Source organism: Shewanella waksmanii ATCC BAA-643 (assembly GCF_000518805.1).
GTDB lineage: Bacteria > Pseudomonadota > Gammaproteobacteria > Enterobacterales > Shewanellaceae > Shewanella > Shewanella waksmanii.
Map to the genome: position 1 here is coordinate 1 of NZ_JAEH01000070.1, position 12,980 is coordinate 12,980.

A 12,980-nucleotide genomic window follows, 5' to 3' on the forward strand; every position below is an offset into this window, starting at 1 on the left:
CTGCTTATGTGTAATACTTATACCAGTCCTACTAGGGAAGTTGTAGTTTGTGTATGCGGACATTAATGACTCTGAGGGAAGATTGGTGCAGTCTAAGTTATTACCAACATCTATTGTATATGTAGGTAATAACTTTTTGAGTATGTCTGAATCATGGGACATGCTGAAGCTAAATGAGGAAATGTATTCATCTGTTTTCCAAATGACACAAGCGTTTCCACCATCGACTCCTAAACCTCCAGAAGCTCCAAAATAAACACTGCTTTTATTGGGGTACATGAAAATATACTCAGGATTAGTTACGGTTGCAGCTGATACTTCCACTTCCGCAGCAACTGCGTTAACATTAACTAATGTTGAGGTAAGCATTAAAAGTATAATATTTGTGACAGGTGTATTTATATTCATGGTACTAGACTCCATTATATATATCTAAATTTAGATTTTAAACTGGACTTTTTGTGAAAGCCCTTCCAACTTTATAAGCGCTTTAAAAAGTGATTGCTAAATGAATAAATATTAATATACCTTATGTTTTATAGTGGGGGGAATTTGTTGTATCTTTCAATTATTCTTTAAAATATCTGTCATAGTATGAACTCATTACTCCTTATTTTTGTATGGATTTCAGCCGGTTTTAGTGCGTTTTTATTACCACTAACGGTTAAACCCACACAAAAGTAGTGTTTGTTATCAATTGTTAGCTGGCGCTGATTATTTGTAAAAGGATTTTCTTATAAGAATAAATCTTGAGGTATATTGAATCAGTTGGTATCTGTAATGTTGGTAGTGAGGTTCGAATTAAATCACACATATTAAAAATATGTGTGAGTTCTATATAAGTGCTATTCACGATGATTTTTCAGGTTTTGATAGTATATAAATGAGTAAGCAATGTCATTATTTGGGTGTCATATTTATGCTAAATAAAAAGTTTTGATATCGGTATGCGCATAGTGCGGGCTGTATTCGATAAATCGTCATGCTATTGAGTATTGTTTCATCTAGGAAGTATTATAGTTGTTATTATGGTGACAACGTGCGGATTACTAATTTAAACGTTAAAGCCTCATCAGAGTCTGATGGATGACAATTGATTAAGGTGCGCTTGCTATCTAAACATGGGAATCAGCGTAGCAACTACCTTAAGCAGCGATATTGTCAATTTTATTAGTCATGCTAAGATCATAGTTTTAATGACGATGATGCCATCTTAATACACAGTGGTTTACATCCAAGATGTTAATATTATGCCAGAGCTAAATGCAATATCAACTGAGATTAAATTACCGTCCTTACTAAAGCTAGGACGGCAGGCTAAGGCTATATTATGGATTTAAACAGTCTTGAATAACCGAATTGTCACTAATTCGGATAGTTGGGTTACCATTGGCAGCGCTTAATGCAAAAGCAGACACCTGTTGCTGCATTTCAGTTGTAACCATTTGACTGTTTTCCGTGGATACTCCTTCTACACCGCGAGGATCTACAAAAGAACTATGGTGCCCCATAGAAAATCTAACCGCCCCCTTTCCTATTTTTGTTTTATCTATACAACCAAGCTGTAGTTGGTCGATGAGTGGTTCAGTCCCTGAAAGTGGAAAGTTAGTAGTTTGATTAGGAATGAATTGATCTGGTTTGTTTTGATTATTTCCCACTATTTCAATAAGGTGTATAGGTATGGTTGACTTTGCTAGTGTTGATGCAAAATTAATTGGATCTACACTATCTATTGCTGTTTGAGATACTTGAGCTAAGTTGTCAATAAATTCACTGTAGATTTGTTGTTGTAACTGCTTGTATTCCTCACTATTAACATCATAGTTGTTAGTATTACTCTTTTTTAGCAGTTGTTGAAACACTTCCGATTGAGTGACTTCTTCAACTATGAGGGGGCCATAGTAGGCGGATTCAAGAAAGCTACCGGTCAGGCCTCCTGCTGGAGCAATGATTGATAATGCACTTATTTCAAATGGGTTAGTATGTTGTTCTGTTGGATTAGCTATCGTATTTGAAGCTACTAAAGCTCCGATAATTCCGCCCAAACTAAATCCTTGTATTGATATGTTGTTAAAATCAATGTCTAACCGTTGTTGCTCATTAACTAATTTGGTTTCTAATTGGCTAAGTGCGTAGCGTAAACCTAGGTTATCTACTACACTTTGTTTTAAATTATCACGTGTGGTGAGGGGGCTTGCGATATTAATAAAAGTTGTAGGCGAACCATTTGCAAATTGAGTTGGCTGTCCTATAAGAGCACCAAAGTCCGCAGTTGTAGCAGATATATCGTAAATACCATCTTGGTCGATATCGATAGAACGAGAGCCATGTAGTGGCATATCTATTGATATAGTCGCAATTCCATTAAGAGTGTAGGCATGTGCATACGACAATACTAGCTCTTTACTTGTACTGATTCCATGCAACGTGATTGCTAATGGCCAACCTTTTGGTGGCATTACAAATGGACGTTGTTGTGCTGCATAAAATGCGCTAAGTTTTTCCATATTTGGAATCGTAAGTAGAACGTCAATATGCTCATGGCTTTTAATTTCCGGTAAAGGATTATATTTTGTTAGGTTTTTATTTATATCAGTGGGAGTCTTTCCATCATCCAAGAACCAAGTTTTATTTATCAACATCTGAGGGTTTTCTATACCGAGTTTTGGATCTATTCCATGAGATAAAGCTTGTGAACCATAATTTTCTAAACTAAGTTGACCTGAATCTAATGCATGTAACACAGATAGCGGGCTATCAAATTGAGCTGTCCAATGGCTAGTAAGCGCATCATTAAAATCACTACAAGAGTTAGTTGAGCAACCACTATATATAGGGATTGCTAACTTAGCTTTATATATGTCAGCCATACTTGCTATTTGATATATGTTGCCATCAGATTCAGACAACCCCATGGCTTCAGCTACAGTATACCCTGCGGCAACGGGCATTGAGGAAAAATAGCTACTGTAGGGGTTGTCTTGATTTTGATTGACCATACTATCTTTTAGGGCCTGAATTACATTCCCCATAGATTGGGTAGTGAATAACCCTGTTAAGTTGATTGACTTAGAGTGAATATTGTAAGATTCAAAAATCGACTTTTCAAAATTCTCAGTCATCTGTTTTAACAAAATCTCATCTGAAGTTAGCCCTTTTAATTCCTTATTTGAATATTTTAGTTTTTGGTAGAGCGATGACGCACCAACTTTTGCCCCATTGCTGGTTTGAATAGAGTCTGTCGTAGCGTATAAATAGGATTGTTCAGGTTTTAAAGGTTTGATTGGCTTAATGATTATCGTACCATTTTGCGTCTCTATTGTGTAATCTACGCCATACTCAAGTTGCTTATCTATTTTGCATAGTAAGCTAACTGCATTATGGTTACATTGTGGGTCTTCAGAAAACCTATCGTTTAGTGTAACCTCAAATAGCATGACAGCATTGGTATTTTCTAATGTATCCTTATCTATAGATATTGTTTTATTAATATCTACGTCATCACTTGATGACTGTGTAACAGTAAGAGTTATGCTTGATGTTGTAGACCAACCATCTAAATGATTATAGGGTAAATCGCCAAGTTGGTCGATGTTAAGTGTGCCGTCGTTACTTCCCCAAAAAAATAAATCATTGGGAATGGGAATTTGATTATCTGCTAAGGAGAACTCTATATACATAGTAGGTTCTTTAGTTTCACTTTCATCACTATTGTTGTTATCGTTGCAACCTGTGGCAAACAGTAGCGATAAGATCATTGTGGGTATGATTTTTATTGATGTGTTTTTCATTATTCTCTCCGTTATTATAGTGCTTCTGGTTTTGGAGAGTATTTGGTGGTAAGGATCCGGGTCAACATAATAACGCTTAATAATTTATTAAAAATATGCTGACTCGGATTTTAAAACTGCTAACTTAATAGCTATTCATGCATCTTATTATTTTGTATTTCACTGACTGATAACAGATAGTTTTTTCGTCATTACTTACTAAAAGCACCTTAAAGCCAAAGGTTTCAAATTTTTCACCTGAGAGATAAGCGCTAATTAATTCGTCAATCAACGGGGAATCAAGCTCCTTAAAAGTTGATATGGCAAAATCTTCGTCGTCGATCTTGATCTTGCCTACGCTGTAGGAAAAAGAATTATGAAATATATTACGCTTAATTTTTCCTGAATATGTTATTGAGCCATTTTTATCCCCATTGCTAAAGTCAACTTTAGAATAGTACTTGTTGTTCGTGACACTGATAGAGTGTTGCACTATTACGGATCTTTTACCTTGGAACTCGTATTTCACTTCTCTAAAGAAACGCTTGTTATCTGGAAATTGATGGCGTTCTAAGTTGCTAATGACTACAAGATAGTATGCAATGAACAAACATGTAATAACCAAACAGCCATAAAGAATATATAAAAGTAATTTTTTTGATTTTGTCACTTTCATTCTTCACAAGCTCCATCTTTAATATAAGGGTTTAAATATTCTTTTGCATTGTTGATGACTATGCTTTTAGTAACGTTATTATTAATGCATTGGATAACGTAACTGCTGTTTAACTTACTTATAAAAATAGTTTTATCTCTATTTTCTTTACTACTTAGGAGTGTCGATATATTAACGTCACTTTCACCGAATAGATTTCTTAATAAATCCTTATCAGAAGAAAAAACATTGTCGTTAATATTAGATTTGTATAATTCTATTTGGTTGGAGCTGTATAGATTGAATGCCAAGGCCATAGTTGGTATTAGCAATGGTATACCAGTTGCAATTATTGAAAAAAACATACGGCTGAGAGGGTTCGTGAATTTCTTGTTATCTTCAATACTATCATGACCATCCATTAACGATTTTTTATTGTCAATTTTTATATCAAAAAGATAACCCCCATCGCTAGTAATTATCGAGTTTTTAGGTAGTTGCTTGCGAATGTTAGCTATAGCGACTTGTACTGAATTAGGAGAAACTACCTTATTAGGCCACCCGACTTTCATTAGTTCTTCTTTTGCTATCCTTTTTTTTGAAGAGATAAGATGCTTAATAATAAGTATCTCTGACTTTCCCAGTTTTAACTCATTACTATCAACTGTAACTAGTCTTCTATCCTCATCAATATGTATCATCATATGTAAATCTTCCCCTGATTATTTTGTGAAATATGATATTAAGAAAAAAGCGTGTATCTAGAATTCTAATTGATCCATCTATTAAGCTAGTCCCTCTGATGCATAAGCATGGAAGAACAGGTTGGCAGAAGGTTCATTGTGGTCCGACCTCTAGCCTGTCTACTTAAGACCATCATAAGGTATAAATATCTAAAAAAAAACCCTTGAGTAGCTGCTTATTCGTTCAATTGCAATGAACAGGTGGTTTATAATTTATAATAATTGTTAATAATTGTTAATCACCCCCCCCTGAAGGGGGTTCGGGGGTAGAAAATTTACCTGGCTATCTCTGTTTTGCGGGTACTTTTAATTCTGAGTTGATTTATTATTGTATTTTGTTCTAGATGATTTTGTTGATGCGTATACCCATAATGAGGTGTTTATTAACCGAAATTAAATCTAATCTTCACTATTACCAATTTTAATTTATACGGGATAGGGTAGGGTAAATATATAATCTTGGCAGTGCTTGAAACTGATCTTTTTCGATAAATAAGGTTGAATACTCTGCGTGTTACCGATTGTGTGCTTTCCTGTTTATCTGGATTGATTTTGATTTTGATTTTGATTATTTCAATAGATTGTAATAATCAAAAAATCGATTATAGGGCAGGTTAATATAATGGTAACTGAAGCTAGAAGCATGTCTCGAATGCTTTAGTATTATTTGTTTTGGTGATGTTGGTGATGTTGATGATTTTACTTTTAACTCGACCATCAGCATCAATGCATTCAAATATGTAACTACTGTTATATTGACTTATAATGATGTGCCTCTCGTTGAGGCCGAATGAAAACTGGTTGTCTACGGATGTAAACAGCTCATCTTCGTTTTTGATTGAGAGCGATAGGTTATAGTTTCCAGTATACAAGTTTCTAGAGGTGGATTTGTAAAGTAGTGCATTTTTTGGAGCTGCTATATAAACGCTCACCGAGATAATGAATAAGATAACCAGGCTCGTACCGAATACTGTCGAAATTTCTTCATAATTATTTGGCTTTTTCGAGGGGGTTGTTGTTCCCTTGTTATCCTGTTCTTCAGTTTGGTACTTTTTGTTTAAATGGTAACCTTTATCTGTTGTAATGATGGCGTCTTTTGGCAGTTGTCTGCGTATATTAGCTATCGCCACTTGGACTGAGTTTGGGCTAACAACCTTGTGTGGCCACCCAATTGCAAGGAGTTCTTCTTTGGTTGCCTTTTCTTGTTTTTCAGATAGGTGATGTAAAATTGTTATCTCAGACCTTCCTAGCTTAAACCTTCTACCATTAAAGCTGAGCAGTCTGCTATCTAGTTCAATCTCGATTTTACTCTGCATATTACGCTGACCATCTACTGTCTATGTCTATTACTCTGCAAACCCTACCATGCGCCTACCTTCTTGTTCCACCTTGTTTGATTTTTTTAATTTTTAATAATCACCTTAATTATTATTAGTTTTAAATAAATAATAAGATGTTTTTGATTCCCTTTTATTTGTGTATTGACACTGCTATGTTCTACAACACTCAAGCAGGGACTTATTGATGTTTAATAGTTTGTTTTATGTTCCATATCTTGTTTGTTGTGGTTTGTAGACTATATTAGCTGTTTCAGTCTAATGAACCTCTGAAATGTTTTTAGCAGTTAATAACTAAATCTAGTAGTTAGTAGGAATAGGAGGTTAAAAAAGCGATGGTTGCCGGAATTGAAGCTTCTAATAAAGCTCGCGTAAATATTGTTACTTCTTTTTTTTATTCCAGAAATTAAGGGAGGTAATGCGGTTTGTTCTTTTAGTTCTATTGACTTTAATTTATTCACCAGTGCTGTTTGGTAGTGAAGATTTAATTGTTGTGAAAAATACAGTTTTTCAGGGTGTATTGGGTACCTCTCAATGTTCGGTAAAAGTTGTAAATGATAGTGGAGCTGAAAGTTCGTTAATAAATTTTGGTAATTACCACCTGGGAAGAGGCTCTGGTGAATTAGAAAAGGAATTTACCATTAAGGTGCTTCAATTTAATTCTGCACAGAAAGGGTGCGATGCTTTTTTGGTAGGAAATACCAATGTGAATGTAACTTTTGGTAATCAGGGACAGATGGATAACCTAGGTGTAATAACTACCGGAGCTGGGGGTAATATCCGTATTCAAATATTCCCGCTGGATAGTGAAGCTAGCAGTATAGATGCTATTACATCAAGTAATGATTCTATATATTATCCTGCTGAATTTGTAACTGACGGAGAGCTTAGGTTTAAGGCTAAAACTTTAGGTCTCCAAAATGCTCAAGCAGGCGAATATCGTGGCGCTGTTTCTGTGAATATAATTTATAACTAGTGGATAAGGATTTGCTGTGACTAAGCGAACTGTTAATAAACTTGTGTACATATTGTTTTTAACTATTTTTGGTGCCCCTATAGAATATAGCTTTGCGGTAGATAGTTCATATGGTAAAGAAATTAGTGATAACGAAAATGTTTCCGATGCAGATTATGAAAATGATGTCTTAACAGAGCAAGATATAGAATTGGATTATACCTTCATGTCGGGTGGAGGTGGGCTTAGTAAAGATTATTTAGACTCATTGTCCAAGAAATACCCTCCTGGTAGATATTTAGTTGAAGTTAGACTTAATAATGAAAAGCTTGGCAAGTCAATATTTTCAGTTGACAAATCTGAGAGCGAAACTAAATGCTTTGGCATACAGTGGTTACAGGACGTTGGTATTTTTATTGACGAAAATTATTACAAATCCTTATATAACTATGACCGAAGTTGTTATTCACTCTCTAAAAACGAAAACACTATCGTTAAGTTTGATTTTGAAAATCAAACCTTGGACTTTTCTATTCCTCAGGTTGGTATTAGAAAAAAATCTAAAGTAACGAAATTTTGGGACTTTGGGACAGATGCTTTAAGGCTTAATTATAACGTTAATGCTAACACTAATAGTTTTGACGAGCTTGTTACGTATGGAGCGTTTGATTTTCTTGCTAATATTGATAAGTGGCGTGCTAAAGCTTCACTGAGTGTTACGGATAATAAATCGAATCTTTCAAATGCATATATCACTAGAGCGTATAGAGAAATCCAATCTGATTTATCCTTAGGAAAGTTATATGTTAACAACGGGTTTGCTGGCGGTGCTAGTATGTTGGGCGCTAGTTTAGTCAGCAATAATAGTATGCGCCCAGAGGAAATTGGGTACACACCAGTTTTTTCTGGTGTGGCGTTAACTCTCGCTAGGGTGACACTAGTTCAAAATGGTTACACTGTTTATTCAGAAATGGTTCCTGCGGGACCATTTGAGATAACAAATGTGAACTTGTTAAATAGTGGTGATATCACAATGGTGGTAACAGAATCTGACGGTAGCCGCACTGTAAAGTTATTTCCATTGACAGTTGTTAGTAATATGTTGAGCCCTGGCAAGTCTGAGTATGGTGCATACTTAGGAATTCGAGATGACGAATGGGAGAAAGACCTTTCTGGATTATTTGCGGCTGCTAATTATGGATACGGTTTTAACCAGCTAACTTTTAGATCTAACCTTCTTGTTCATAATAAATATGCTAATGCATCGCTAGGGGTATCAAGTGCTCTTGGTAATTGGGGAACGTTGTCTTTGGACTCTGCTTATTCTTATGCAAAGTATGACTGGGGAAAGACAAAGAAAGGCAGCAAATTGTCGCTTACATATGCGAAAACATTTAATAAGAATACAAATATGCAACTCATTGGTGCGCAATATACTTCAAATGATTATGTTGACTTTTCTAATTTTATGCCCTAGCCAGAAGATCAGAATAATAGTAATGCACTTAGAAATATTAAGAACCAATACGATATAAATCTAAGACATAAATTTACCGGTAATTTTCATGTGGGAGTGTCAGGCTGGGTTAGAAATTATTGGCGCAACGATTACACAAATAGTGGAGTCAATTTGACTTCTTCTATGCGAATATATGATGTTAATTACAGCTTATCTGGTGGATATTCGAAAGTAAACGAAAGGGAAAGCTACAATGTATCATTATCGGTAAGTTTCCCTTTCGATTTGTTTTCTAGAAGATTCAATTCTTACTCAACAATTGGTACTAATAATCATGGAGATACCAGTTTAACTAGTGGTTTATCCTCATCTATTAATGAAAGGTGGGATTACTCAATGAGTGCGGGATTAAATCTTCCAAGTCACACAGATACGTATTCATTGCAGTCCAGTTATCGTGATGACCATGTTCTTACAAAAGCTTCTTTGTATCATGCTGAAAATACCTCTGGGTCTCTGTCGGCTTCTGGTTCAGTAATATTTATACCTGAACATAGCGATTTAATTTTTACGCGAGACATAAGTGAGACCATCGTTGTAGCAAAGATAGATGGTGTTAGTGGTGCGAAATTTAATTCTACAGTTAATGTAACGGATAGAGATGGCTTGATTGTTATTCCTGGTAGTAATTATAGGGCAAACGAAATAACAGTTAACACCTCTTCGTTACCGACAAATATTGAGTTGTATAAAGACTATAAGGAAGTTGTGCCAACTGAAGGGGCAGTGATTTATTTACCTTTCGACAAGGCAGTTTTAAAGCGCTACTTATTACAGGTTAAAGATACTAATGGAGATTATTTAAATACAGGTAGTTGGGCCAGAACCAGTGATGGCAAGCCGTTAGGATTTATAGTGCAAAATGGAGTTTTATTTGTGAGTGTAATCGATGATTTAGAGGATGTTCAAATTGGAAGCTGTAGCATTGGAAAAGAAAAAATTGTTGATACTAGAAAGTTACAGGAGGTTGTTTGTGAAAAATAAGCTATTTAAAATTATGGTAATAATCCTCACTTGTGGAATTAGTTATAGCGCTTCAGCTAATTTGGTATTGGATGCTACTAGGTACATTTATAACAGCGAAGACAACTCTATATCAATTAAGGTTAGTAATGATTCGGATAAGAAGTTGTATGGAGGGCAGGTTTGGGTCGAAAGTACTGATATAGCTGATTCAAGACCTATTCTCGTAGCTTCACCATCATTCTTTAAGGTAGAACCTGGTCGTAAACAAATTGTAAGAATAATAAATGTCGCTGATCATTTGCCAGATGATAGAGAGTCACTTTTTTGGATGAGTTTACAAGAAATACCTCCACAAATTAAGGGTACCGGCATTTCAATGGCAATTCGAACCAAGGTTAAAGTATTGTATAGGCCTGAAGGTATTGCTAAAGGGAGATTAAATGCAGAAAGTAAAATGATAATAGAGAGGCAAGGCGGTAGATTATATTTGAAGAATAGTACCCCTTATATTTTCGCTATTGGAGGGCTGATCGATCAGTCAGGTGACTATATTGATCTAGACACCAAGCAAATAAGAATTTTAAGTGTTTTTTCACCCGAAGACAAAATAGAGGTAACTGATTTTAATATAGTTGGCGGTATGGCTTTAGATGATTATGGAAATACTTATGAATTTAAACTGAGTTTCGATGGCGATTATTAATGATGTCGAGGATTGATTCAATGAAATTTTGTGAAAGGCTTCTCGTAATGTTAGTTAGTTTAGTTTTAAGTTTTAGTGTAAATGCTGAATTAGTTAAGAGTATTTCTAACACTGTTTCTCTTGGAGTTTTAACTGTATCCGATTCAGTCAGCTCTAGTGAGGTAGTTATCAAGAAAAGTGTTGATGACTCATCACTTTTATCAATAACGCGTGCTGATTCTTCGAAAATTGCAAGACGGATTAACATTAAGAACGCTAAGGTCATTGGTAGGGTAGGTAACGACCTTTTAATCGAATATCGTCAACTAGGGTCATCTAATATAAATAGTGTGATTGTTATGATATCCCTTTCGATTGATGGGAGAGATGTTGGAATAGATGCTATTGAGCAAGGTATTGATTTAGTTTTGTTTGTTCCTAAATACCAGCATCGGTTGGACTTGCTTACTAAGGGAGACTTGAAAATTAATTTTAAAAAGGGCTTTAAAGGACATTTTAAATTTGATTTTGCTCTTGAAGTAACGACTTAAATTATGATTTCAAATGTAAAGGCTTATAGCGATGAATTATTTTTTTAGATTTTATGTGCATGATCTTATTGTTATTATTTCATTGGTGGTCATTTTGATGGTTCAGGTGTTTCTGTCCTTTGATGTAGCGTCGAAAGAGTATAATGCTGACTCGATATTTTCTGAATTGGTAAATTTGGTCGGTAAGTGGGAAGCCGTGTCACCAAATGGTCATTACCATACAGTGACATACGAATTGATATCAAATGAGACCGCATTAGTGGAAAAATGGGAGTTAGGTGATAATAGAACTTCCATGACAGTGTATCATAAATCAGGAGGTAAGCTCTATGCTACGCATTTCTGTCCTCATGGCAATGTGATTAAGCTTGTTCTTAAAGATAAGAATGTGATAGGTAATAATATATTTGAATATTTGGATGGAAGCAACGTTATTGGTGTGAAAGGCGAACATCAGCACTATTTCACAGTTAATTTGTCGTTGCCAGATATGTTTTCTAGAAGTGAGGTATATGTAAACAATATTCTGGTAAACTCGAACTCAATTAATAATGATGCCGATTTCGTTATATATAGTCGAGTTAAAGAAAGTCAATAGTTTCCCTGCAAAAAATTCTTCTTGGTCCTAATTTTTTAAAAGGAGTTAAGCTTGTGACACTCTATGAACGTCATAGTTTTTATGGTTGGTTATGTACATTGTTTATTTGTGTTTTGATAATTGCTGGCTGTGATGGTGGTAATAATATAAAAATGATGGAGTCACCAATTGACGGCAGTGAAGAGGTTTCTGTACATATTATCACTGCAGTTAGTGATGGCGGGAGTATTTTGCCTACGGACTTAAGCTTATCTACAGGCGAGAGTGCTCAGTTTTACCTTTATGTAAATGAAGGGTTTTATGTCTCGAAAGTAGATGGATGTCCTGGTTTCTATAATGCTTCAGAAAAATATATACAGTTAAACAATTTAAAAGAATCTTGTGTGGTTGAAGTTGAGTTTAGTTTAAAAACTGGTGATTCAGAGGTTAGAACGATCCGAGCTGAAGTCATAGATAAAAACACTGGAGAGCATGTTACTACTAATCATACGTACGTATCACCCTTGTTTGTTGGGTTCGAGGAGGGGGATGAAGCTAATTTTCAGATACTTCCGAATACTGACAAAGTGATTGATGTTGACGGCTGTAACGGCATTCTGGATGGCGCGACCTTTAATGCACAATCAGTAATTGACTCTTGTATAATTTCTATAAAAACGTCAGAAGAGCGCCAGAAGAGTCATTACCAAGTGAATACTGAACTTTCTGGTAGCGGTAAGATTTCTCCGAGGGTAGTGCTGGCTAATACAGACGATTATATTAGTTTTAATATTGCAGCTGATGAAGGTTGGGAATTAGCATCAGTGAAGGGGTGCAATGGTACTTTAAGTGGCAGCATATATAGTACATCGGGATTAACGGCGGATTGTAACATTGTAGCGAGCTTCGCGCCTATCACTTATATCATCACAGCAGCATCCTTGACACCATCGGGCGGGCAGGTGACGCCGGCGAGCCAGAATGTGGCCGCGGGTGAGGCAGGTGTGGTTAAGCTCACACCAACTAGTGGATGGCACATAGCTTCAGTGAGCGGGTGTGGCGGGACATTAACCGGTGACAGCTATATCACAGCGCCAGTGACAGAAGCTTGTCACATAGATGCGCGTTTTACGCAAACGAGTTATACCATTACGGCTACATCGTTAACGCCAGAAGGCGGGCAGGTGACGCCGGCGAGCCAGAATGTGGCCGCGGGTGAGGCAGG

General features: G+C 35.8%; 9 protein-coding genes and 2 pseudogenes. 6 read left to right on the plus strand and 5 right to left on the minus strand.

What is annotated here, in order from left to right; all coding sequences use genetic code 11:
* The 5 genes from L865_RS24220 to L865_RS0119355 all read right to left on the minus strand — a co-directional run.
* On the minus strand, positions 1 to 408 hold a 408-nt coding region (locus L865_RS24220), incomplete at its 3' end, for a hypothetical protein (RefSeq protein ID WP_037471635.1).
* Positions 409 to 1,328: 920 nt separating this feature from the next.
* A complete protein-coding gene (locus L865_RS0119340; protein ID WP_028774745.1) occupies positions 1,329 to 3,791 on the minus strand; it encodes a VolA/Pla-1 family phospholipase in 2,463 nt (820 codons plus the stop codon).
* 124 nt (positions 3,792 to 3,915) lie between these two features.
* Positions 3,916 to 4,446, minus strand: a complete 531-nt coding sequence (locus L865_RS0119345; protein WP_028774746.1) for a hypothetical protein — start codon at positions 4,444 to 4,446, stop codon at positions 3,916 to 3,918.
* Positions 4,443 to 5,129, minus strand: coding sequence for a winged helix-turn-helix domain-containing protein (locus tag L865_RS24640; protein ID WP_028774747.1), 687 nt, complete (start codon positions 5,127 to 5,129; stop codon positions 4,443 to 4,445). Before L865_RS24640 ends, L865_RS0119345 begins: the two co-directional genes overlap by 4 nt.
* A gap of 674 nt (positions 5,130 to 5,803) precedes the next feature.
* Positions 5,804 to 6,484, minus strand: coding sequence for a winged helix-turn-helix domain-containing protein (locus tag L865_RS0119355; RefSeq protein WP_028774748.1), 681 nt, complete (start codon positions 6,482 to 6,484; stop codon positions 5,804 to 5,806).
* A gap of 439 nt (positions 6,485 to 6,923) precedes the next feature.
* On the opposite strand from L865_RS0119355, the gene L865_RS0119360 reads away from it, so the two are divergent.
* The 6 genes and pseudogenes from L865_RS0119360 to L865_RS0119390 all read left to right on the plus strand — a co-directional run.
* Positions 6,924 to 7,481 carry a hypothetical protein gene (locus L865_RS0119360; protein WP_028774749.1) on the plus strand — a complete coding sequence of 186 codons (558 nt, stop codon included), beginning with the start codon at positions 6,924 to 6,926 and terminating at the stop codon, positions 7,479 to 7,481.
* Positions 7,482 to 7,686: 205 nt separating this feature from the next.
* Positions 7,687 to 9,963: pseudogene (locus tag L865_RS25925) on the plus strand (fimbria/pilus outer membrane usher protein).
* Positions 9,953 to 10,648, plus strand: a complete 696-nt coding sequence (locus tag L865_RS24230; protein ID WP_051484703.1) for a fimbria/pilus periplasmic chaperone — start codon at positions 9,953 to 9,955, stop codon at positions 10,646 to 10,648. The pseudogene L865_RS25925 and the gene L865_RS24230 overlap by 11 nt, the downstream one beginning before the upstream one ends.
* 20 nt (positions 10,649 to 10,668) lie before the next feature.
* Positions 10,669 to 11,178, plus strand: a complete 510-nt coding sequence (locus tag L865_RS0119380) for a DUF5462 family protein (RefSeq protein ID WP_157577671.1) — start codon at positions 10,669 to 10,671, stop codon at positions 11,176 to 11,178.
* Positions 11,179 to 11,209: 31 nt separating this feature from the next.
* On the plus strand, positions 11,210 to 11,776 hold the full coding sequence (locus tag L865_RS0119385) for a hypothetical protein (RefSeq protein ID WP_028774753.1): 567 nt from the start codon (positions 11,210 to 11,212) through the stop codon (positions 11,774 to 11,776).
* A 53-nt stretch (positions 11,777 to 11,829) separates the two neighbouring features.
* Positions 11,830 to 12,980, plus strand: a pseudogene (locus L865_RS0119390) (hypothetical protein); the annotation flags it as partial.

Excerpts from the sequence above, each read along its gene's own strand:
- L865_RS0119385 (WP_028774753.1), top strand. The coding sequence starts at position 11,210 with ATGAATTATTTTTTTAGATTTTATGTGCATGATCTTATTGTTATTATT.
- L865_RS0119380 (WP_157577671.1), top strand. The coding sequence starts at position 10,669 with ATGAAATTTTGTGAAAGGCTTCTCGTAATGTTAGTTAGTTTAGTTTTA.
- L865_RS0119355 (WP_028774748.1), bottom strand. The coding sequence starts at position 6,484 with ATGCAGAGTAAAATCGAGATTGAACTAGATAGCAGACTGCTCAGCTTT.
- L865_RS0119360 (WP_028774749.1), top strand. The coding sequence starts at position 6,924 with ATGCGGTTTGTTCTTTTAGTTCTATTGACTTTAATTTATTCACCAGTG.
- L865_RS0119345 (WP_028774746.1), bottom strand. The coding sequence starts at position 4,446 with ATGAAAGTGACAAAATCAAAAAAATTACTTTTATATATTCTTTATGGC.
- L865_RS0119340 (WP_028774745.1), bottom strand. The coding sequence starts at position 3,791 with ATGAAAAACACATCAATAAAAATCATACCCACAATGATCTTATCGCTA.
- L865_RS24640 (WP_028774747.1), bottom strand. The coding sequence starts at position 5,129 with ATGATGATACATATTGATGAGGATAGAAGACTAGTTACAGTTGATAGT.